Source organism: Streptomyces sp. NPDC050704 (assembly GCF_040654355.1).
Lineage (GTDB): Bacteria > Actinomycetota > Actinomycetes > Streptomycetales > Streptomycetaceae > Streptomyces.
In genome coordinates this window covers 1-21658 of record NZ_JBFAHW010000154.1, presented here as the reverse complement: position 1 = coordinate 21658, position 21658 = coordinate 1, and the positions used below count along the sequence as shown (strand labels likewise).

Annotated in this window: 16 protein-coding genes; 7 read left to right on the top strand and 9 right to left on the bottom strand. The window is 70.6% G+C overall.

Annotated features, from left to right (window positions below):
• Window positions 1–146 precede the first annotated feature (146 nt).
• From argS to AB0I18_RS46665, 3 genes are all read left to right on the top strand, one after another.
• Window positions 147–1919: an arginine--tRNA ligase gene (argS, locus tag AB0I18_RS46675; protein ID WP_363111920.1), complete on the top strand. Its 1773-nt coding sequence runs from the start codon at window positions 147–149 to the stop codon at window positions 1917–1919.
• Window positions 1920–2141: 222 nt separating this feature from the next.
• Window positions 2142–3068 (top strand): aminoglycoside phosphotransferase family protein, encoded by a 927-nt coding sequence (locus tag AB0I18_RS46670; RefSeq protein WP_363111919.1) that lies wholly within the window; start codon window positions 2142–2144, stop codon window positions 3066–3068.
• Between the two features lie 81 nt (window positions 3069–3149).
• Window positions 3150–3992, top strand: coding sequence for a DUF4253 domain-containing protein (locus AB0I18_RS46665; protein WP_363111918.1), 843 nt, complete (start codon window positions 3150–3152; stop codon window positions 3990–3992).
• 28 nt (window positions 3993–4020) lie between these two features.
• Here the strand turns inward: AB0I18_RS46665 and AB0I18_RS46660 are convergent, their stop codons facing one another.
• Together AB0I18_RS46660 and AB0I18_RS46655 are read right to left on the bottom strand one after the other, a co-directional pair.
• Window positions 4021–4923, bottom strand: coding sequence for an SAM-dependent methyltransferase (locus tag AB0I18_RS46660; protein ID WP_363111917.1), 903 nt, complete (start codon window positions 4921–4923; stop codon window positions 4021–4023).
• 144 nt (window positions 4924–5067) lie between these two features.
• Entirely contained in the window at window positions 5068–6447 is a 1380-nt protein-coding gene (locus tag AB0I18_RS46655; RefSeq protein WP_363111916.1) for a helix-turn-helix transcriptional regulator, read from the bottom strand.
• Window positions 6448–6663: 216 nt separating this feature from the next.
• Here AB0I18_RS46655 and AB0I18_RS46650 point away from each other — a divergent pair, with 216 nt between their 5' ends.
• The 3 genes from AB0I18_RS46650 to AB0I18_RS46640 all read left to right on the top strand — a co-directional run bounded on the left by AB0I18_RS46650 (window position 6664) and on the right by AB0I18_RS46640 (window position 9826).
• Entirely contained in the window at window positions 6664–7431 is a 768-nt protein-coding gene (locus AB0I18_RS46650) for a DUF4232 domain-containing protein (RefSeq protein WP_363111915.1), read from the top strand.
• A gap of 120 nt (window positions 7432–7551) precedes the next feature.
• On the top strand, window positions 7552–8802 hold the full coding sequence (locus AB0I18_RS46645; protein ID WP_363111914.1) for an FAD-dependent monooxygenase: 1251 nt from the start codon (window positions 7552–7554) through the stop codon (window positions 8800–8802).
• A gap of 85 nt (window positions 8803–8887) precedes the next feature.
• Window positions 8888–9826 carry an NAD(P)-binding domain-containing protein gene (locus AB0I18_RS46640; protein WP_363111913.1) on the top strand — a complete coding sequence of 313 codons (939 nt, stop codon included), beginning with the start codon at window positions 8888–8890 and terminating at the stop codon, window positions 9824–9826.
• A gap of 42 nt (window positions 9827–9868) precedes the next feature.
• On the opposite strand, the gene AB0I18_RS46635 is transcribed toward AB0I18_RS46640, so the two are convergent.
• Both AB0I18_RS46635 and hemB read right to left on the bottom strand, forming a co-directional pair.
• Window positions 9869–12631 carry a hypothetical protein gene (locus tag AB0I18_RS46635; RefSeq protein ID WP_363111912.1) on the bottom strand — a complete coding sequence of 921 codons (2763 nt, stop codon included), beginning with the start codon at window positions 12629–12631 and terminating at the stop codon, window positions 9869–9871.
• 132 nt (window positions 12632–12763) lie between these two features.
• Window positions 12764–13756 (bottom strand): porphobilinogen synthase, encoded by a 993-nt coding sequence (gene hemB, locus AB0I18_RS46630; RefSeq protein ID WP_363111911.1) that lies wholly within the window; start codon window positions 13754–13756, stop codon window positions 12764–12766.
• Window positions 13757–13981: 225 nt separating this feature from the next.
• Between hemB and AB0I18_RS46625 the strand changes: the two genes are divergently transcribed.
• Window positions 13982–15394: an FAD-binding oxidoreductase gene (locus AB0I18_RS46625; protein WP_363111910.1), complete on the top strand. Its 1413-nt coding sequence runs from the start codon at window positions 13982–13984 to the stop codon at window positions 15392–15394.
• Between the two features lie 241 nt (window positions 15395–15635).
• Here AB0I18_RS46625 and AB0I18_RS46620 read toward each other — a convergent pair whose 3' ends face one another.
• The 5 genes from AB0I18_RS46620 to AB0I18_RS46600 all read right to left on the bottom strand — a co-directional run bounded on the left by AB0I18_RS46620 (window position 15636) and on the right by AB0I18_RS46600 (window position 21596).
• Window positions 15636–17321, bottom strand: coding sequence for a bifunctional uroporphyrinogen-III C-methyltransferase/uroporphyrinogen-III synthase (locus tag AB0I18_RS46620; protein WP_363111909.1), 1686 nt, complete (start codon window positions 17319–17321; stop codon window positions 15636–15638).
• Window positions 17318–18352, bottom strand: a complete 1035-nt coding sequence (gene hemC, locus AB0I18_RS46615; protein WP_363111908.1) for a hydroxymethylbilane synthase — start codon at window positions 18350–18352, stop codon at window positions 17318–17320. Before hemC ends, AB0I18_RS46620 begins: the two co-directional genes overlap by 4 nt.
• Window positions 18349–20238 carry a glutamyl-tRNA reductase gene (locus AB0I18_RS46610; protein WP_363111907.1) on the bottom strand — a complete coding sequence of 630 codons (1890 nt, stop codon included), beginning with the start codon at window positions 20236–20238 and terminating at the stop codon, window positions 18349–18351. The genes hemC and AB0I18_RS46610 overlap by 4 nt, the downstream gene beginning before the upstream one ends.
• Entirely contained in the window at window positions 20235–20990 is a 756-nt protein-coding gene (locus AB0I18_RS46605; RefSeq protein ID WP_363111906.1) for a redox-sensing transcriptional repressor Rex, read from the bottom strand. Before AB0I18_RS46605 ends, AB0I18_RS46610 begins: the two co-directional genes overlap by 4 nt.
• Window positions 20991–21293: 303 nt before the next feature.
• Window positions 21294–21596, bottom strand: a complete 303-nt coding sequence (locus AB0I18_RS46600) for a glutaredoxin family protein (RefSeq protein WP_363111905.1) — start codon at window positions 21594–21596, stop codon at window positions 21294–21296.
• Window positions 21597–21658: the final 62 nt, after the last annotated feature.

The following is a 21658-nucleotide window of genomic DNA, read 5'->3' as shown; positions in this document are numbered from 1 at the left end:
CCGCACCCGACAACCCACCCCCTCGGGGTCTGGGGCGGAGCCCCAGAAGGATGGGACGGGTAGGGGCGGCGGGGGCGAAAAACCCCTTTACCCCCGTGGGATACTGGCCATTCACCAGTACCCACGAGGAGAACGGCACCCACCCCATGGCCTCGGTCACGTCCCTAACCGCCACAGTCCACCAGCGCCTCGCGACCGCACTCACGGCAGCCCTGCCGGAGACCGCGGACGCGGACCCGCTGCTGCGACGCAGCGACCGGGCGGACTTCCAGGCCAACGGAATCCTGGCCCTGGCGAAGAAGGCGAAGGCCAACCCCCGGGACCTGGCGACCCAGGTCGTCGACCGCGTCGTCACCGGTGACGTGATCAAGGACATCGAGGTGTCGGGCCCCGGCTTCCTGAACATCACGATCACGGACCGGGCGATCACGGAGACCCTGGCGGCCCGCGCCACGGACCCGACGGGCCGCCTCGGCGTGCCGCTCACCGACCACCCGGGCACGACGGTCATCGACTACGCCCAGCCGAACGTGGCGAAGGAGATGCACGTAGGCCACCTCCGCTCCGCCGTGATCGGTGACGCGGTCGTGCAGATCCTGGAGTTCGCCGGCGAGACGGTCGTCAGGCGGCACCACATCGGCGACTGGGGCACGCAGTTCGGCATGCTCATCCAGTACCTGGACGAGCACCCGCACGAGCTGGACCACGGCGCCTCCGGCGACGGCCCGGTGTCGGGCGAGGAGGCGATGTCGAACCTCGACCGCCTCTACAAGGCCGCCCGCGCGCACTTCGACTCCGACGAGGAGTTCAAGACGCGGGCGCGTCGCCGGGTGGTCGACCTGCAGGCTGGCGACCCGAAGACCCTCGCCGCGTGGCAGAAGTTCGTGGACGAGTCGAAGATCTACTTCTTCTCGGTTTTCGAGAAGCTCGACATGGAGATCCGGGACCCGGACATCGTCGGCGAGTCGGGTTACAACGACATGCTGGACGAGACGTGCCGCCTCCTGGAGGAGTCGGGGGTCGCGGTCCGCTCCGAGGGCGCCCTCTGCGTGTTCTTCGACGACGTCAAGGGCCCGGACGGCAACCCGGTCCCGCTGATCGTGAAGAAGTCGGACGGCGGCTACGGCTACGCGGCCACCGACCTCTCGGCGATCAGGAACCGTGTCTTCGACCTGAAGGCGGACACGCTCATCTATGTCGTCGACGCCCGCCAGTCCCTGCACTTCAAGATGGTCTTCGAGACCGCGCGCAGGGCGGGCTGGCTGAACGACGGCACAAAGGCCGAACAGCTCGCTTTCGGCACGGTCCTCGGCAAGGACGGCAAGCCGTTCAAGACCCGTGAGGGTGAGACGGTCCGTCTTGTGGACCTCCTCGACGAGGCGGTCGACCGCGCCTCCGCCGTCGTACGGGAGAAGGCGCAGGACCTCTCCGAGGAGGAGATCGCCGAGCGGGGTGCCCAGGTGGGCATCGGCGCGGTGAAGTACGCGGACCTGTCGACGTCGGCGAACCGCGACTACAAGTTCGACCTGGACCAGATGGTGTCGCTCAACGGCGACACGTCGGTGTACCTCCAGTACGCGTACGCCCGTATCCAGTCGATCCTGCGCAAGGCCGGGGACGTACGCCCGGTCGCGCACCCGGAGCTCGAACTGGCCGTGGCCGAGCGGGCGCTGGGCCTGCACGCGGACCGGTTCGCGGAGACGGTGGCGGAGGCGGCCGCGGAGTACGCGCCGCACAAGTTGACCGCGTACCTCTATCAGCTGGCCTCGCTGTACACGACGTTCTACGCCGAGTGCCCCGTTCTGAAGGCGGACACCCCGGCGCAGGTCGAGAACCGCCTCTTCCTGTGCGACGTCACGGCCCGCACGCTCCACCAGGGCATGGCCCTGCTGGGCATCAGGACGCCCGAGCGCCTCTGAGAGCCTGTGTCTGAACCCCCGCCTGCGCCCCGACGGTCGCTGCGCGTGACGGCTTTGGGGTGAGGTGTCCGACCTCACCCCGAAGTGTGCGATGCTGCGGGGCGCAGACCCCAACTCCGGGGGATCCAGAGCCTTGTTGGACCGCACGCCGGGAGCGCAATGAGCATTGCACCGCACTGCACCTCTCCGTCACCTCTGCCGTCCGGACGGTGTTGACCGGTCATGCTGCCACTTGTTGAGACCGGCGAGGAGCTGGAAGAGGTCGTCCACGACGAGGCGCTGCTCCGGCCCGCGGTCGCGGACCTGTGCGAGCGCCTGGGGCTGATCCCGAAGCCGATGGCCCGTTTCTACGAGGGTTCGCTGCCGGTGTACGCGATCGGCGCCGCGCACGTGGTGAAGCTGTTCCCCGCCTTCGAGCGGGACGACGCCCTGCGCGAGGAGCGGGTGCTGAGCCATCTGTACGGCCGACTGCCGGTGCCGACACCGCAGTTGTACTCGGCGGGCGCGTACAAGAACGGCTGGCACTACGTCCTGATGTCCCGGCTGCCCGGCGAGGGCCTCAAGGCGGCGTGGCCGCGGATTCCGGCCGCGGACCAGGACCGTCTCGTCACGGAGGCCGGTGAGACCCTCGCGGCGCTGCACGCGCTGAACCCGGCGCCGCTGGCGAGCTCCGTCGGCCCGTCCGAGTGGGGCATGTTCGTGGACGCGCAGCGTGCGAACGCGGTCGAGATGCAGCGTGAGGCGGGTCTTTCGGAGGCCTGGCTGGAGCAGATCCCGTGGTTCCTGAGCTCGGTGCCGCTGGCTGCCCCGGCGCGGCGCGTGCTGCTGCACACCGAGTTCCAGCGCCAGCATCTGACGGTGGACCCGGACGGCTGGCGCCTGACGGGCCTGTTCGACTTCGAGCCGGCGATGATCGGCGATCCGGCGTACGACTTCGTGGGCGTCGGCCTGTACGTCTCGTGCGGGCAGCCCCGGCTGCTGAAGCGGTTCTACGAGGCGTACGGGCGCCCTCCGTTCGACCCGCACACGCTCATGGCGTACACGCTGCTGCACGTCTACAGCAATCTGCCCTGGTACCTGCGCGAGCTGCCCAAGCCGCCGAAGCCGACGCTGGACGCGCTCGCGGAGACGTGGTTCGGCACGGGCTGACGGGCCTCGGCGCGGGCTGCCGGTGAGTGAAAGCCACAGGCCGACGGGCCGTTGTCAGTGGCGGGTTCTAAAGTCACGGGCATGGCGATTCTTCCGAACCAGCTGCCGACGCTGGCGGCCGACCCGACCGGCCGCTCACTCGGTCTCCACCTCCCGCCCGGGACCCTGCTCGACACCACGGTCGACGGCCCCTGGTCCGAACCGCTGATGTGGCGCGCCGACGCCCCCGCGGCCCCCGGCGACTGGTTGCGCCTGGCGTCCGCGCGCCGCACGGCGGGCCTGCACCCGGTCCTGGTCGGCGGCGGTGACCGGAGCGAACCGCACCCGGACAAGTGGGAGTTGGACCCGGGCCTGGCGTCGTATCCGGGCGACCACGACGCCGAGGAGGTGCTCGCGGAGTTCTGGGAGGAGTACGCGGCGGAGGACGACGCCGACTGGCCGGGCCTGGCCGCGGCCGTCCCGCCGGCCGCGGATCGGACCACCGGTCCCGACGCCGATCCGGACGCCGATCCGGACATCGGCCCGGACACTCGGGCGGCCGACGTGGCCGACTCCCTGGCCGCCGGGGCGAGTTGGCTGACGGAGCCGCGGCTCGCGCTCGTCCCGGCCCGCCGCAGCGCGGACATCCCGGCCGCCATCGGCTGGGTCGGTCCGGTCAACTACACGGACGACGTGGCTCCGCTGTGCGCGGTCCTGCGTTCGTGGGAGGACCGCTTCGGCATACGCGTCGTGGCGCTCGCCCTCGACCGGCTGACCGTGTCCGTCGCGGCCCCGGCCCGGACCCCGGCCGAGGCGGAGGCGATCGCCGCCGAGCACTTCGCGTTCTGCCCGGCCACCCTCACGCAGGGCGTCCACGACTCCCTGCGGGCGTACGCCGAGCACGAGGTACTCGGCGCACGCGCCTGGACGTTCTGGTGGGACTGAGTCCGGAGTCCTGAGTCCCTGGTCCGGTTCAGGCCTTGCGGCCGGTCACCGCGTACACGTTGATGTCCGCGTCCGTCACATCGCTGATGTCCCGGTACCGGACCTTCTCGATGTCGTCGAGGGTGGCGAGGTAGGCGGGCTCGGCCTGCTCGGGGGCGGGCGCCGCGTTGTCGGGCCGCCAGTGGTGGGCCGGGACCACGCCGGGCTCGTCGACCTCAAGGCCGTTCTCGGTGAGGAACCGCTCGACCTCCGCCTTCGACCGCAGCACGAAGGTGAACCCGCGCTCGGTGTACGTCCGCTGGACCGCGCGGACGTTCTCCGGGTTGAGGTCCTCGGTGAGGTGGCTGAGCACGAGCCGGCTTCCCGAGGGCAGCGCCTCGACCAGCTCGCGCACGATCCCGTACGCCTCGGCGTCCTCGACGAAGTGCAGGATCGCCACCAGCGCCAGGGCGACGGGCTGGTCGAAGTCCAGGGTCTTCGCGGCCGCTTCGAGGATCTGCGCGGGGTTCTTGAGGTCCGCGTCGACGTAGTCGGTCCGGCCCTCGGGCCCGCTGGTGAGCAGGGCGCGCGCGTGGGCGAGGACCACCGGGTCGTTGTCGACGTACACGACCCGAGCGTCGGGGGCGATGCGCTGGGCGATCTGGTGGACGTTCTCCTGCGTCGGCAGTCCGGTGCCGATGTCCAGGTACTGCCGGATGCCGTCTTCCTGGGTCAGCGTGGTCACGGCCCGGCGCAGGAAGTCGCGGTTGTGCCGGACGTCGAGGTAGCCGCGCGGGTTGGCCGCGAGTGCCGCGGCGGCCGCGGCCCGGTCCACCGGGTAGTTGTCCTTGCCCCCGAGGAAGACGTCGTAGACACGTGCCGGATGCGCCTTGGTGGTGTCGATCCTCCTTCTCAGCTCTGCGGGGTCCTGGCTGAGAGCATCACCGGGCATAAAGCCTCTCCCTGGAGAGTCGCGTCGTTCAACGGGTCGGTCAGCGGGTCGTTCAATGAGTCATTCAACGGGCAACAACCTAACTCCCGTGGTGACTTGATAGTGCCTTCAAGGTGAGATCCGTGGGACCGGAACAGAACCACCTCAGCCGGGAATCTCGGGCTCGTACTCGTTCCGGCTCCATTCGGAGTCGCCGAGCGGGTAGTTGTAGGCGGGCCGCCCCACGTTCCCGCTCGTCCGGAAGGGCTTGCCGCGGTTGTCGACGCGTACCGTGCCGCTCTCGCTGCCGCTGGACCAGTCCAGCTCCATGTACCAGCTCACGTTGTGCGCCCGCGCGTCCGCGAAGACGTAGAAGACCTCGGGATCGGACTCACTCACCTTGTACGGGAAGTCCCGCTGTCCGGCCTTCGGCGAGGTCGCGGGCCGCCCGGCGTCGAGGTTCACCCCGAACGACGTCGTCTCCACGCCACCTCCGCACCCGACGCCCATCGCGAAGTCGTTCCAGGCCAGCGGCGCGCTCTTCTCCACCACGCGTACGTGCAGGTCGTCCAGGACGACGGTGGCCTTCCCGGTGCCCTGCACGGTCACCGCGAGCATCTGCTGTCCGGCGGCCACCGCGCCGAGCGCGTTGACCCAGCCGCGCGCATCGGGCTCGCCCGGCGGCGGAGGCACCTGCTCGGGCTTGTCGTCGACCAAGTAGTGCTGGCTGCAGGGCCCTTCCCACTTGTACGGATTGACGGCGACCGTGGGCGCACCGGCACCCTCCACGGCCCCGGACCCCGCCGCGGCCCCGCCGTCCTGAGCCGCCCCGGCCCCGGCCCCACCACTGCGCGTGGCGGACGCGGAGGCGGAAGCCGCGGGACTGCCGCCGCGCGAGACGGACGGCGAGGCCGACTTCCCCTTCGCGTCACCGGAATCACCGCCGTCACCGGCGTCGGAACCGGCCCCGGCGGACTCCGAGGCGGCCCCCACGGACTGCTTCTTCCCCTGATCGTCCGCGTCCTTGCCGGGCACGAGATTCACCACGAGCGCGGCCGACACCACGGCGGCGGCCACGGCGGCACCGGCCAGGACGACGGTACGCCGACGCCGCGCCACCGGAGCCTCCGGCAGAGCCCCGCGCTCGACCTCGGGAACCTCGCCCTCAGCATCGACGTCGGCCTCGGCCCCGTTCCCATCTCCATCCCCGGGTCCGGGCCCGGCCTCGTCCCCGTTCCCATCCCCAGGCCCGGCTTCGGCCTCCGCGTCAGGCCCGGAAGGCGGCCCCTCCCCGACCGCCTTCTGCCCCCGCCGGGCATCCGCCAGAACCCACTGCCGATGCAACTCCACCAGTTCCTCGGGCGTCGCTTTGCAGACCCGCGCGAACCGCTCCACGGGCGCGTAATCCGTCGGTACGGCATCCCCGTTGACGTACCGGTGAAGCGTCGAGGCGCTCATGTGGAGCCGCTTCCCCAGCACCCCGTAACTGAGCCCGGACCGCTGCTTCAACTGTCCCAACAGCTCCGAGAACTCGTCGCCCGCCACCGTTCCTCCCTCTCCCCACGTTCCAGACACGCATTCCAGGGGAACACCATTCCACCAGGTCAGAGCCGTTGCGAGCATTCCAGCGTCCCGTTTCCCCCGGCAGTTGTGGCGACCGGGACGGATCACCGCACAAGCTTGGGCCATCCAAGCACGCCGCTCCCGGCACCCGGTCGAGCGGCCCGCGTCAACACCCGTGACAAACCAGGGGGATTCACCATGTCCGCACGTACCACCCGCACCCGTCTGCTCGCCGCCACCGCGATCACGTTCACCACGCTGACACTGGCCGCGTGCAACAGCGGCGGCGGAGAGGGTGTCCGCGACGAGGGCGCGTCCGCCGCGTCCTCCGCCACCTCGTCGCCCGCGTCCTCCACGCCGTCCCCCGGGACGAGCGAGGGAACCTCCGCGGGAGCCGCAGGCGCCGACACCGAGGGCTCGGCCTCCAACGGTTCGACGGGCGGGTCCGGTTCGAGCGGCTCGACGGGTTCGACCGGTTCCAACGGCTCCGGAGGTACCGGGGGCACCGAGAGCTCGACCGGCTCGAAGGGCTCGGACCCGGCCTCCCTCCCCACCCGCGCAAGCTGCTCCAGCGCCACCACCCGGACGACCGCCACCGAGGTCTCGCGCCCCCTGAACCACATCCTCCTCACGGTCACCAACACCGGCTCGAAGAACTGCAACCTCACCGGCTACCCGATCGTCCGCTTCGGCGAGGCCCAGTCGGTCCCGCCGGTCATCGAGGACTCCAAGCCGCAGGCGGTGGTCACGCTGGCGCCGGGCGAGTCCGGCTATGCGAGCGTGCTCCTGTCGATGGGGGACGGCAGCGGTTCCAACGGCTACACGGCCAAGTCCCTCACCGTCTCCCTCAACAAGGACACGGAAGGCGCGGCCCGCCCGTCGCTCCCCGCGAAGGGCGTGTATGTCGACGACAAGCTCAGCGTCTCGTACTGGCAGTCGACCATGGCCGATGCCCTCACCTGGTAACGGAATCGGACCCCGCAGAGGTATCCATCCCGTCGGGCACCTGTGCGATCCTGCGCTCATGGGCTCCTGTCCTTACAGGAGCCCATGAGGCTTGCTCGACCGTCTGCTAGGAGACTGCGCATGCGCGGCGGACGATTAGGCGTGGTGGGCGGAAGCATCGCGGGCTGCGCCATGGCGCTGGCCGCGGTGCGCGCCGGCGCGCAGGAGGCGGTGGTCTTCGAGCGGACGGCCGGCCGGCTGGCGGACCGCGGCGTGGGTCTCGGCATCGCCGCGGAGCGGTACGGGGAGCTGGCGGCGGCCGGTTTCCTCGGCCCGGGCGTCCCGTACCTCCAGGTGCGCCGCCAGCGGTGGGTGGGCGCGGGTGACGGCGGCACGGCGGACGGCTTCGGGCGCGACATCGGCGTACTGCCGTCGAGTTTCCGCCTGCACAACTGGGGTTCGCTGTGGGAGGGCCTGCGCGGCCGGCTCCCCGCGTCCGTCGCGTACCGGTCGGCGTCGCCCGTGGTGTCCGTGACGGACGACGAGGCGGGTGGCGGGCCGGTCGTGGAGCTCGCCGGCGGACACCGGGAACGCTTCGACGTGGTGGTCGGCGCGGACGGCTACCGCTCGGCGGTACGGGCCATGATGTTCCCCGGCGTACGGCCCGTGTACGCCGGTTACGTGCTGTTGCGCGGCACCTTCCCGGCCGGCCTGCTGACCGGGCTGCTCCCGCGGGCCGCCGACTGGGACCCGGCGGACATCCTGTTCGTCGGCACCCCGTTCGGGCACGGTGTGGCGTACCGCATCCCGGGCGGGGACGGCGACTTGGTGAACTGGGGGCACTACATGCGCCCGCCGGCCGACATCCCCGGGCTCGACTTCGAGGACCCCACGAGCATCCCGCCGGGCAAGGCGTCCGACGAACTGATCGCCCACCTGACCGGCCTGCTCGGCGCGCACGCGGCGCCGCACTGGACACAGATGCTCCGACTGACGCCCCGGGAGCGGAAGTTGGTGCAGCCCATCTACGACCTGGAGGTCCCGCGGGTGTCCGCGGGCCGCCTGCTGCTCGCCGGGGACGCGGCCTCGATCGCCCGCCCGCACACCGGCGCGGGAGCGGTCAAGGCGATGCAGGACGCCACGGCGTTCGAGGCGGCCGTACAGGCGTCGGACACCTGGGACGAGGCGCTGCGCCGGTACGAGGCCGACCGCGCCCCCGTCGGCCGCGCCATGGTCGGCCTCGGCCGGCGTCTCGGCGAGGCCATGGTGCTCGCGGTCCCGGACTGGCCGTCGATGGGGCCCGAGGACCTGACGGCCTGGTGGCAGGAGCTCACCGCCCGACAGCCGTACGGCGGCGCACCACTGAACGACCGGGACAAACACCCACGCTGACCACCGGCTCACTTACCAAACAGTGAGTACCTGACCAAATAGTGGGTACTTGTGGCGAGTTGACCCCCGAACCACCATGGTCGACATGCCATCCCACACCTCGCCCACCTCGCCCAACTCACCCACTTCACCCAGTTCACCGGACTCGTCACAGCCCGCCGTGACGGTCCTCGGCCTGGGCCTCATGGGCACAGCCCTCGCCGCCGCCCTCCTCAGAGCGGGCCACCCCACCACGGTCTGGAACCGCACGAAGTCCAAGACGGGCCCGCTGGCCGCCCAGGGCGCGACCCCCGCCGACACCCCGGCGGAGGCGATCACCGCGAGCCCCCTGATCCTCGTCTGCCTCACCACGTACGACGACGTGACGGAACTCCTCCACCCGCACACCACGACCCTCGCCGGCCGCACCCTGGTGAACGTCACCAACGGAACTCCGGTCGAGGCGAGGAAGTTCGCGGCCTGGGCGGATGAGCACGGCATCGCCTATGTCGACGGCGGCATCATGGCCGTACCGCAGATGATCGCGACCCCGGCGGGCTACATCCTCTACAGCGGCGACCAGCAGGCGTACGAGTCCCACCGTCCGACCCTCGCGGCCCTGGGCGGCACCCGCTGGACGGGCACGGACCCGGGCCTCGCGGCGCTCTACGACCTGTCGCTGCTGACGGGCATGTACGGCATGGTGATGGGCATGGCCCAGTCCTTCGCCCTGATCCGCTCACAGGACATCAGCGCCCGGGAGTTCGCCCCGCTGCTCGCCGACTGGGTGACGGCCATGACGAACAACCTGGTTCCCGGCACGGCCGAGGCGATCGACTCCGGCGAGCACGTGACCGACGTCGCCAGTCTGGCCGTCAACCAGGCGGCGTTCCCGAACCTCCTGGCCACCTTCGCCGACCAGGGCGTACGCACCGAACTCTTCGAGCCGATGCGGCAGTTGCTCGACCGGTCGATCGCCGAGGGCCACGCGGACGACGGCCTCTCCCGCCTGGCGGAACTGCTCAGGGCCGTTCCCGAAGCCTGAGCGGGAGTGCCCGGTCGCCAGGACCCCCGCTCACCGGAGCGCCTAACGCACGCCGGCAGCAGCAGCAACCGCGAACCCCTCGACCTCCGACTCCGGGCACCAGCCACTCTCGCTCTCCGTCCCCCAACGCCCGCAGAATCCGACCTGGGTCGGCCGCGCGGCCCCCTTCACGCGCTGGATCGAGATGAGCTTGTCGACCGGGACCCCCTCGGCCACGCCGCCTCCGAAGGCGATACGGCCGCTCTCGCCGTCGAACGGGGAGTCGTCGCGGATGCGGCTGAGGCCGTGCCAGACGGCGGCCGCGGTGAGCGGCATGTCACGTGCCCTCTCCTGGAGGCGGTCGATGGCCTTGAGGTACAGGTTCACCGCGTCGAAGGCGAGGGCGGCATGGCCGTCGAGCGAGGTGTCCTCGGCCTCGGCGCACTCCTCGGGGAACAGGACCTTCATCGTGCCGTACAGGTCACTGGGACCGTCGCACGAGTTCGAGCCGGGGGTGAAGTCGAGGAACTCGTACGGGACTTTGGGATAGTCGCCGCGCCGAGACGGGTCGGCACCGAGGCGGGCCACGTCGTCGCTGCCGAGGAAGGCGGGCGGGCTGCTGGAGCCGCAGGTCGAGTTGGCCGCGGAGAGCATCGACTCGAAGTCCTCCGAGCGCCCGGCGACGAAGACCAGCCCCCGGTAACCGCAGGTCTGATCGCCGACGGCGCTCGGTCCCGGGGTGCCGGACAGGGCGGCGGCCGGCACACCCGAGGGCCGGTAGGGCTTCTTCTCGACGTCGAATTCCGCGTCCGCGAAAGCCCGGGCGGCGTCGTCGCCCAGGTTCCTGCTGTATTCGTCGGTCCGGTCGGCGGAGTACACGACCCGCACCTCGCGCTTCTTCAGGATGCCCTCGCCGACGAGGTGGTCGGCGTACGCGGCGGCGACCCGGGCCTCGCGCCGGTTCTGCGGCGAAACCTGGTAGTAGAGCGGTGAGTGGGTGCCGAGGGTGTCGGCGGACGGGGTCGTGGCGACCATCGGCAGCCCGACGCGGGTGAGTTCCTGGATCGTCGTGACCGTGGCCCGGCGACTTTCGTCCAGGCCGGTGACGCCGACGATGGTCGGATCGGTGCGCCGCATCCGCTCGATCGTGCGGGCGACCACGTTCCCGAAGCGCATGCCGGAACCGGCGTTGGCCGGGAGGATCCGCAGCACGGGCTCGTCCTCTCCCGGCTTGTCGAGCTGCCGCCGCTGGGCACTCGCCGCGCCCTGGAGCTGTTCACGCGCATAAGAAAGGGAGTCAGCCTGCTCCTCGTAGGAGCCGCTGAACATGGCCGACATGTGGACGAGGGTGATGACGGGCCGGGCCGGCGGTCCCCGGTGGAGCTCAACGGCCTCGCGGTTCTGCTCCGCGATGACCGCGAGAGTCCTCCGCAGCCGTTCGTCGTCGGAGCCGAAGGAGTACCCGTGCGAGGCGACACCGACGCACTCCCCGGTCTCCTTCCGCCGCTCCAGCGTCCCGGCGTCGGCGTGGAAGCGGCTGAGCCCGCAGTGCCGCTCCTCCCGATCCCGCTCGGCGGCGATCGCGTAGCCGACACCTCCGGCGACCAGGGCCAGAGCGAGGGTGGCGGCACCGGCGGTGGCCAGCCTCCCCGCCCAGGCCGGTGGCCGGCCCACGGTGAACCGCCGTGCCACGGAGGTGCCCTCACTCTGCGCGTCCAGATCGGGATGTCCCGCCGGGAGCGGCCCGGGCACCCGTACGGGCAGGTACCAGAAGTCGGTGCCGCGGCTGCGCCCCGCGCTCCTCAACCGCTCGGACCACGCCTCGTACGGCCCCAGGTCGTCCGCCAGGCTTCGCACCCGCTCGTGGTCGTGCTCCTCCTCCGTGCAGCTCGTCACGAGGAGCAAGGGGTCGAAGGCGCCGGTCTCATTGCGCACCTCGACGAACGAACGCACCAGCGCCCGCCCGTTGTTGGCCGTGCTCACGCCCTTCAGGAACGCCACACAGTAGGCGGTGCGCCGGGCGGCGCGACGGCGCCAGGGCCGCCGCCGGTAGGCCACGCGGAGGTCCTCCAGAAAGGCGTTGATCATCAACTTGCCGATCTGCTCCGGGTCTTCGCGCCCCCAGCGGGGCTGGGTGAGCCGCAACGCGAACCCCGCGAAGGTCCCCGGATCGGCGGGCGCCATGTACGGCTGCCGCAGCAGCCACCGGTACTCACTGCCCAGCACACGCCAGGCCCGGAACCACATGACGGGCAGCACGTACAGCCCGAAGACATACGCCCACCAGGGCACTTTCCCCTGGAGGGCCACTTCGGTACCCGGGCCGCGCAGGAAGCCGAACACCGGCCTGCGCCGGAACTCCCGGTCCCGCAGGCGGCTCAGCATGTCCCGGTCGTGCTGGGAGTCCGGTTCCTCGTCCGTGCAGGTCATCTCCAGCAGCCAGTTGACCAGGCCGAACCGCCGGAACCGTACGCGTCTGTCGTACCCGTTACGCGCTGACGAATACTCCTTGGCGAGGTCGACGAGCACCCTTCGGCACAGTTCGGCCCGCTGCCACTCCGGAGCCAGGTCGCCGCGCCCGCCGACGACCTGTCCCCACACGGCATCCAGGTCGATGCGCTCGTGCGGGACGCGCCTCGGCTGCGCCGCGCTCAGTGCCCACCCGATCTGCTCGGCGAGCCAGTCCTGCCGATCACCGACGAGACTCAGCACGGGAATCCCGTCCCGGTCCGGCACCTCGCCCGGCAACTCACCCTTCCCGGGACGGCGTACGAGTCTGTTAAGCAGCGCGAAGAGCCGGTCAGCATGCGCGAAGACGGGTTCCACGGGTCTCCCGGTGTGTGCTCAGGTGAAGGGAACCCGCAACGCTACTCTCAGTGCCCACTCATGCGCAGCGAGTTACCAACCCACCACACCCACCCACCTCAACGCGCCCCGCAATACGCTCCCGATGCGCCCTCAACGCACCATGCGCGCGGCCTCGACGGCCCAGTAGGTCAGGATGTTCCGCGCCCCGGCCCGCCTGATCCCGGTCAGCGTCTCCAGGATGGCCTTGTCCCGGTCGATCCAGCCCTTCTCGGCGGCGGCCTCGACCATCGAGTACTCACCGGAGATCTGATAGGCGACGACCGGCACGTCCACCGCATCGGCGACCCGGGCCAGCACATCCAGATAGGGACCCGCCGGCTTCACCATCACCATGTCGGCCCCCTCCTCCAGGTCGAGGGCCAACTCCCGCATGGACTCCCGGAAGTTCGCCGGATCCTGCTGATAGGTCTTCCGATCACCCTTCAACGACGAGGCGACGGCCTCCCGGAAGGGCCCGAAGAAGGCGGACGAGTACTTGACGGTGTACGCCAGCACAGCCACGTCCTCCCGCCCGATCTGATCAAGGGCATCACGCACGACCCCGATCTGACCGTCCATCATCCCGCTGGGCCCCACCACGTGCGCCCCGGCGTCGGCCTGCACCTGAGCCATCTCGGCATACCGCTCAAGGGTCGCGTCATTGTCGACGCGCCCCTCCCCGTCCAACACTCCGCAATGCCCATGATCGGTGGTCTCGTCGAGACACAAATCAGACATCACCATCAACTCATCGCCGACCTCGGCCCGCACATCCCGAAGGGCGACCTGCAGAATCCCCTCGGGATCGGTCCCGGGCGTCCCCACGGCATCCTTCTTCGACTCCTCCGGCACCCCGAAGAGCATGATCCCGGAGATCCCGGCCGCCACCGCCTCCGCGGCGGCCTTCTTCAGGCTGTCCCGGGTGTGCTGCACGACCCCCGGCATCGCCGCGATCGGCACGGGCTCCGCGATGCCCTCGCGTACGAAGGCCGGGAGGATGAAGTCGGCGGGATGCAGCCGGGTCTCGGCGACCATGCGCCGCATGGTGGGCGAGGTACGCAGCCGCCGCGGCCGCGTACCGGGGAAGGATCCGTACTTCGTCATGCCATCTACGCTACGCCCGCCCCAGGCCCCCCTTTGCCGACGCCGCGTCGGAGCCGCGGCCCCCACATGCGCCCCGCCCACCACAGGTCCAAGCTGAAAGAACAAGAACCCCGACGGCCTCTCCCGAACAGAACCGCCACCGTCCCCTCCCTCCTCCCTCTCCCTCCCTCCCTCCCTCCCTCCCTCCCTCCCTCGCGCAACGCGCACGCGCTCAAGGAGGACACGATGACAGCCCCCCACTCCACCCCCCACTCCACCTCCCACCCCATCCCCGCCCTCTTCTCCCTCTCCCCAATCCGCGGCCCGGTCCTGCGCCCCGGCGACGACGGCTACGCCGACGAGGTAACCGGCTTCAACCTGTCCCAACCCCACACCCCCGACCTGGTCATCGGGGCGACCGGCGCCGACGACATAGTGACCGCGATGCGCTGGGCAGCCGCCACCAACACCCCCGTCTCCGTGCAGGCCACCGGCCACGGCGCGAACTTCCCCATCGACAGCGGCCTGCTGATCAACACCACCCGCATGACCGACGTACGAATAGACCCACACCAGCGCACCGCGACGATCGCCGCCGGAGCGAAGTGGCGACACGTCCTGGAAGCGGCCGCACCACACGGCCTGGCCGCGCTCAACGGCACATCAACAGACACAGGCGTGATCGGCTACACACTGGGCGGCGGACTTCCGGTCCTCGGCCGGACCTACGGCTACGCATCCGACCTCGTCCGCTCCTTCCAGGTCGTCACCCCCGACGGCACCCTGCGCGAGACGGACGCGGCCCACGAACCAGACCTCTTCTGGGCCCTGCGCGGCGGCAAGGGCAACGTAGGCATCGTGACCTCACTGGTCTGCGAACTCCTCCCCCTGTCCCGCATCCTCGGCGGCGCGATCTACTGCGCGGGCAAGGACGCGGAAACCCTCCTCCCCGCCTACATCAACTGGACGCACACGGTGCCACCCCAGATGTGCACGGCCTTCACCCTCCTCCGTCTGCCCCCACTCCCCCAGATCCCCGAACCCCTCCGCGGCGGCTTCTGGTCCCGCATAGCCTTCGCCTGGACCGGCGACCCAGCAGAGGGCGAGCGCCTGATCGCCCCCCTGCGCACAGCAGTACCAGTAGCAGTAGACACACTGACGACGATGGACTACACGGCCGTGGACACGATCTACGCAGAGCCGCAAGACCCACTCCCCGCCAGAGAGTCCTGCGCCCTACTACGAGACCTGCCCCCCGACGCCATCCGCGCCTTCCTCACCCAGGTAGGCCCAGCAGCCCCCGACTGCCCCCTCCTCCTGGTCGAACTCCGCCACATGGGCGGCGCACTGGCCAACCCACCACCCACCGAGGACGCGGTCTGCGCCCGCGACGCGCAGTACTTCCTAGAGACAGTCGCCGTCCTGACCGACCCCCAGACCGCCGAAGCAATCGAGAAAGCAACCACAGCCCTCCACGCCACCATGGCCCCGTACGGCACCGGCCGAACCATGGTCAACATCCACGGCAGACCAGGCAACGAAGCAGACCGCGCCCGAGCCTGGACCCCCGAGGTCCACACCCGCCTCCGACAAACCAAGGCCACCTACGACCCGGCAAACCTCCTACGCTTCGGCCACACGGTGACGCCGGCAGCCTGACCGGGACCGAACGCACCCGCACAGCCGCCGTACAAACGGGAGCGGGCCGTGGCCGGTACGTCGCAGTCCGCCGCGTAGAGCTCCTCCCAGCCACGGCTCCCGTCAAAACAGACAGCCGTACACCCGGAAGGCGGCGGACTCGACGTACCGGCCACGGCCCCGACCCCACAACGCAACAAGCGGCGCACCACTACGCATGGTGCGCCGCCGAACTACTACGTGTCGCTACTACATGTCGCTACTACGTGGTGCGCCGCCGCCGAGACCCCGGCCGCCGCTCACTGGGCCGAGTAACCGGATCCCCCGCCTCAAGCGCCGCAGCCCGCCGCCGCATCCCGAACTCGGCCAACGCCTCCGCCAGCTTGTGCACGGACGGCTCCGGAGCCATGACATCGACCCGCAGCCCATGCTCCTCGGCCGTCTTGGCGGTCGCAGGCCCGATACACGCGATCACGGTCACGTTGTGAGGCTTCCCGGCGATACCCACCAGGTTCCTAACCGTGCTGGACGAAGTAAAGAGAACCGCGTCGAACCCACCACCCTTGATGGCCTCCCGAGTCTCCGCAGGCGGCGGCGACGCCCGCACGGTCCGATAGGCCGTGACATCGTCGACCTCCCACCCGAGCTCGATCAGCCCGGCGACCAACGTCTCCGTAGCGATGTCGGCCCGAGGCAGGAACACCCGGTCGATCGGATCGAAAACCGCATCGTACGGAGGCCAGTCCTCCAACAACCCAGCAGCCGACTGCTCCCCTGAAGGCACCAGATCAGGCTTCACACCAAAGGCGACCAGCGCCTTGGCAGTCTGCTCGCCCACCGCCGCGACCTTGATCCCGGCGAAGGCCCGCGCATCGAGCCCGTACTCCTCGAACTTCTCCCGCACGGCCTTGACCGCGTTGACCGAAGTGAACGCGATCCACTCGTACCGCCCGGTCACCAGCCCCTTGACGGCCCGCTCCATCTGCTGAGGCGTCCGCGGCGGCTCGACAGCGATCGTCGGCACTTCATGCGGCACGGCCCCGTACGACCGCAGCTGGTCGGAGAGCGAAGCCGCCTGCTCCTTCGTACGCGGCACGAGCACCCGCCACCCGAAGAGCGGCTTGGACTCGAACCACGACAACTGCTCACGCTGAGCAGCAGCGGACCGCTCACCGACCACGGCTATCACCGGCCGCCCACCCTCCGGCGAGGGCAGCACCTTGGCCTGCTTCAGCGTCTGCGCGATGGTCCCGAGCGTCGCGGACCAGGTCCGCTGCCGCGTCGTGGTACCACCCACGGTGACCGTCATCGGCGTATCGGGCTTACGACCGGAGGAAACGAGCTCCCCCGCCGCCGCCCCAACGGATTCCAGAGTCGCCGAGACAACCACGGTCCCGTCGGACGCGCCGACCTCGGACCAGCAGCGCCCAGAAGCCGTACGGGCGTCCACGAACCGCACGTCGGCACCCTGCGCGTCGCGCAGCGGCACACCGGCATAGGCCGGCACACCGACGGCCGCGGCAACACCGGGCACCACCTCGAAGGGCACCCCCGCGGCGGCGCAGGCGAGCATCTCCTCGGCGGCGTACGCGTCGAGCCCGGGGTCACCCGAGACCGCACGCACGACCCGCCTGCCGCCCCGTGCGGCCTCCATGACAATATTGGCCGCGTCCTTCGACGCGGGGACGCCAGAGGTAGTTGACGAGCCGTCAACCACCGTTAGCTGAGGCGTGTCCGGGCTCGGGCCCGTATCGGTGTCGAGCACGGTGACGTTTCGTCTGGCGTGCGTGCGGACGACGTCGAGCACTTCGGGTTCGGCGACCAGGACATCCGCGTTCCCCAGCGCCTCGACGGCGCGCAGAGTCAGCAGTCCCGGATCCCCGGGTCCGGCACCGAGGAAGGTGACGTGCCCGTGTTCGAGGCCGGCGGGAAGGGTGGTGGGGCTCAATGTGCTCGCTCCCCCATCAGACCGGCCGCGCCCTTGGCAAGCATCTCGGCAGCGAGTTCACGGCCGAGCGCCATTGCTTGGTCATGTGTCTCGGGCACGGGACCGGTGGTGGACAACTGCACCAGCGTCGAGCCGTCGGTCGTGCCGACGACGCCGCGCAGGCGCATTTCCTTGACAATCTGCCCGTCGGCCAGCAGGTCGGCGAGCGCACCCACAGGTGCACTGCAGCCGGCCTCCAGGGCGGCGAGCAGGGACCGCTCGGCGGTCACGGCGACCCGGGTGTACGGGTCGTCGAGCTCGGCGAGCGCGGCGACGAGAGCGGTGTCTCGGGCGGTGTTCCCCGCCCTGCACTCGATCGCCAGTGCCCCCTGTCCGGGGGCGGGCAAAACGGTGTCGACGGCGAGGAAGTCGGTGACGTCCCCGGTCCGTCCGATGCGATGGAGCCCGGCCGCGGCAAGCACGACGGCGTCCAGTTCGCCCTTGTGTACGTATCCGATACGGGTGTCGATGTTGCCCCGGATCGGCACGGTCTCGATCGTCAGCCCATGGCCGCGCGCGTACGCGTTCAGCTGGGCCATACGACGCGGCGAACCGGTGCCCACGCGCGCCCCGTCGGGCAGCTGCGCGAAGGTGAGTCCGTCACGGGCGACGAGGACGTCGCGCGGGTCGGCGCGCACCGGCACGGCGGCGATGACCAGGTCGTCGGGCTGTGCGGTCGGCAGGTCCTTGAGGGAGTGCACGGCGAAGTCGGCCTCGCCGCGCAGCACCGCGTCGCGCAGGGCGGTCACGAAGACGCCCGTGCCGCCGATCTGCGCGAGGTTCTCGCGGGAGGTGTCGCCGTACGTCGTGATCTCCACGAGCTCGACGGGCCGCCCGGTCACCCGGCGCACGGCGTCCGCCACCTGCCCGGCCTGGGCCATGGCGAGCGTGCTGCGTCTGGTCCCGAGCCGCAGCGCCCCTTTTTCGTCTGCTCGCCTCGGGGGCGCCGCAGCCGGTGCGGCCCGCCCCTTCGGCTCAAGCGGCTCACTCATGCTCGCCCTCGGTTCTCGGCGTTCTCGGCGTTCTCGGTGATTCCGGAGTTCCCGGTACTTCCGGTGGCCCCGGCGTTCCCGGAGTTCCCGGCGTTCTTGCCGTCGTCGGCCCGCGAAACGGCGGCGACCGTCTCGGGGTCCAGGTCGAAAAGGGTCCGCAGCGCGTCCGCGTACCCGGCTCCACCGGGCTCGGCGGCCAGCTGCTTGACCCGTACGGTCGGCGCGTGCAGCAGCTTGTCCACGACGCGCCGCACGGTCTGGGTGATCTCGCCCCGCTGCTTCTCGTCGAGCCCGGGCAGCCGCCCGTCGAGGCGGGCGATCTCGCCGGCGACGACGTCGGCGGCCATGGTGCGCAGCGCCACGACGGTCGGTGTGATGTGCGCGGCCCGCTGGGCGGCGCCGAAGGCGGCGACCTCGTCGGAGACGATCCGCCGCACCTGGTCCACGTCGGAGGCCATCGGAACGTCCGCGGAGGCATCGGCGAGGGACTCGATGTCCACCAGCCGCACCCCGGGCAGCCGGTGCACGGCGGCGTCGATGTCGCGGGGCATGGCGAGGTCGAGCAGCGAGAGCACGGGGGTGGGACGCGGCACCTCGGCGACCGGCTCGGGCCTGCGCCGCTCGGGCACCCGCCCGACGGTGGCCGCGGCGGTGGCGAGAGCGGCGATGGCGTCGGCCTCGGCGGCCGGGTCGAGCACCGCGGTGTACCCGGCCGGTGCCTGCGCCTCGTCCACCGCGACGGAGCCCGCCGAGCGCTGCGCCCGGCCCGCCGCGTCGCCCGCGCCCTTGTCCACCCAGGCCGCGTGCTGCTCGAGCTCGGTGGCGTCCATCCCGGCCACGGCCGCCTCGCCCAGCACGGAGAACCCGGCGGTGCGCTGCACGGCGGAAAGATCAAGAGGACAGTTCTCGTCGGTACCGACACTGGTGGGCGGCAGCTCGTCCCGCACACCGGCGGCAGCGGCCGTACGCCCCGCACCGCCCGGCACCGCACGACCGGTCCCGTCGCCCGAAACCAGGGCCCGGGGCGTCCGCCCCTCGACCGCCGCGGCCACCGACTCCGCGGTCAGGACCAGGCCCGTCGCGCCGGTGCACGACACGGCGACGTCGGCACGTGTCAGCTCGTCCGGCACCGATTCCATCGGTACCGCGCGGGCCAGCACGTCCGTATCGCCCTGTTCGTTCCGTTCGCTCTGCTCGTTCAGGATCTCCGCGAGCCGCTCGGCCCGGTCGAACGTCCGGTTGGCGACGACCACTTCGGCCACCCCGGCGCGCGCGAGCGTCGCCGCGGCGAGCGAGGACATCGAGCCCGCGCCGATCACCAGGGCCCGCTTGCCCCTGGCCCAGGCGTCCACCTCGGTACCGGACGACAGCTGCTCCAGGCCGAAGGTCACCAGGGACTGTCCAGCCCGGTCGATGCCCGTCTCGGAGTGGGCCCGCTTGCCGACCCGCAGCGCCTGCTGGAACAGGTCGTTCAGCAGCCGCCCGGCCGTGTGCAGCTCCTGCGAGGTGGCGAGGGCGTCCTTGATCTGGCCGAGGATCTGCCCCTCGCCGATCACCATCGAGTCGAGCCCGCAGGCCACCGAGAAGAGCTGGTGGACGGCCCGGTCCTCGTAGTGCACGTACAGATGGGGAGTGAGTTCGTCGAGTCCGACCCCGCTGTGCCGCGCGAGCAGCGTGGAGAGCTCGGCGACGCCCGCGTGGAACTTGTCCACGTCGGCGTAGAGCTCGATCCGGTTGCAGGTGGCGAGCACCGTGGCCTCGGTGGCCGGCTCGGCGGCGACCGTGTCCTGGAGCAGCTTGATCTGGGCGTCCGCGGACAGCGCGGCCCGCTCCAGCACGCTGACCGGGGCGCTGCGGTGGCTCAGCCCGACGACGAGGAGACTCATGCCGGCATCACGGCGGGGACATCCCCGTCGGGCCCTTTCCCGGACTCCTTCGCCGCCAGGGCCTCGGCCTCGACCACGGCGGCGGCTTCCTCGCCGGCCTTGCGCTGCTCGTGGAAGGCGAGGATCTGCAACTCGATGGAGAGGTCGACCTTGCGTACGTCGACACCGTCCGGCACGGACAGCACGGTCGGCGCGAAGTTCAGGATGGAGGTGACACCGGCGGCGACGAGCCGCTCGCAGACCTGCTGGGCGGCGCCCGCGGGGGTCGCGATCACACCGATCGACACACCGTTGTCGTCGATGATCTTTTCCAGGTCGTCGGTGTGCTGCACGGGGATCCCGGCGACGGGCTTCCCGGCCATCGAGGGATCGGCGTCTATGAGGGCGGCGACCCGGAATCCGCGCGAGGCGAACCCGCCGTAGTTGGCCAGCGCCGCGCCGAGGTTACCGATACCGACGATCACTACCGGCCAGTCCTGGGTCAGGCCCAGCTCGCGGGAGATCTGGTAGACGAGGTACTCGACGTCGTAGCCCACACCGCGCGTCCCGTACGACCCGAGGTACGAGAAGTCCTTGCGCAGCTTCGCGGAGTTGACCCCCGCCGCGGCCGCGAGCTCCTCGGACGAGACGGTGGGTACCGAGCGCTCCGACAGCGCGGTCAGGGCTCGGAGGTACAGCGGAAGCCTGGCGACGGTGGCCTCGGGAATCCCTCGGCTGCGGGTCGCCGGTCGGTGAGTTCGGCCAGTTGCCACGGTGCTCCTGCGGGTAGCGCGGGGCTGCAGGCGGTCACACGTCCGACCGCCCCGTCGAATGCAGGCTATGTCTTTGTGAACGCGTGCACAAAGATGGTGTCCGATTTGCCCGGGCAACGTGACCGGGGTCACGCGCCCCCGGCGCACCCGTACGGAACGGGCGCACACGCACCTTCGTTCCTCACTTGTTGGGGGCAAAGCCGCACACTCTCCTTCACGATCCCCGCCCCCCGAGGCCCAACCGCCCTCGATCCTAAGTGACTTTCCGGCCCTCCAGGACTGCCGAGACAGGCCACGGTCCGGTTACTTCGCGGTGAGCGCCCGCCGCAGCCGATCCTCGTTCACCCGCCAGAAGGTGTGCTGCGCCCCGTCCACCAGCACCACCGGGATCTGTTCCCAGTACGCGCGGTGCAGTTCCTCGTCCTGGGTGATGTCCTTCTTCTCCCAGGCCACGCCGAGATCAGCACACACCTTCTCCACCACCACCTGTGCGTCTTCGCACAAATGGCAGTCGGGCTTCCCGATCAACGTGACCAGCCGCTCGCGCGGCGCCTTGCTCTCCGTGCGGCGGTCGGTGCGCCGGAAGATGGGACTCATACGAGCCATTGTCGCGGGGACCACACGTCTGAACGCCAGTCACTGTCAGGCAAAACCCCTAAAACAAAAAA

What these genes read in the sequence shown, in the direction of transcription:
- argS (WP_363111920.1), top strand. Translation starts at nt 147, where the DNA reads ATGGCCTCGGTCACGTCCCTAACCGCCACAGTCCACCAGCGCCTCGCG.
- AB0I18_RS46670 (WP_363111919.1), top strand. Translation starts at nt 2,142, where the DNA reads ATGCTGCCACTTGTTGAGACCGGCGAGGAGCTGGAAGAGGTCGTCCAC.
- AB0I18_RS46665 (WP_363111918.1), top strand. Translation starts at nt 3,150, where the DNA reads ATGGCGATTCTTCCGAACCAGCTGCCGACGCTGGCGGCCGACCCGACC.
- AB0I18_RS46660 (WP_363111917.1), bottom strand. Translation starts at nt 4,923, where the DNA reads ATGCCCGGTGATGCTCTCAGCCAGGACCCCGCAGAGCTGAGAAGGAGG.
- AB0I18_RS46650 (WP_363111915.1), top strand. Translation starts at nt 6,664, where the DNA reads ATGTCCGCACGTACCACCCGCACCCGTCTGCTCGCCGCCACCGCGATC.
- AB0I18_RS46645 (WP_363111914.1), top strand. Translation starts at nt 7,552, where the DNA reads ATGCGCGGCGGACGATTAGGCGTGGTGGGCGGAAGCATCGCGGGCTGC.
- AB0I18_RS46640 (WP_363111913.1), top strand. Translation starts at nt 8,888, where the DNA reads ATGCCATCCCACACCTCGCCCACCTCGCCCAACTCACCCACTTCACCC.
- hemB (WP_363111911.1), bottom strand. Translation starts at nt 13,756, where the DNA reads ATGACGAAGTACGGATCCTTCCCCGGTACGCGGCCGCGGCGGCTGCGT.
- AB0I18_RS46625 (WP_363111910.1), top strand. Translation starts at nt 13,982, where the DNA reads ATGACAGCCCCCCACTCCACCCCCCACTCCACCTCCCACCCCATCCCC.
- hemC (WP_363111908.1), bottom strand. Translation starts at nt 18,352, where the DNA reads ATGAGTGAGCCGCTTGAGCCGAAGGGGCGGGCCGCACCGGCTGCGGCG.
- AB0I18_RS46610 (WP_363111907.1), bottom strand. Translation starts at nt 20,238, where the DNA reads ATGAGTCTCCTCGTCGTCGGGCTGAGCCACCGCAGCGCCCCGGTCAGC.
- AB0I18_RS46600 (WP_363111905.1), bottom strand. Translation starts at nt 21,596, where the DNA reads ATGGCTCGTATGAGTCCCATCTTCCGGCGCACCGACCGCCGCACGGAG.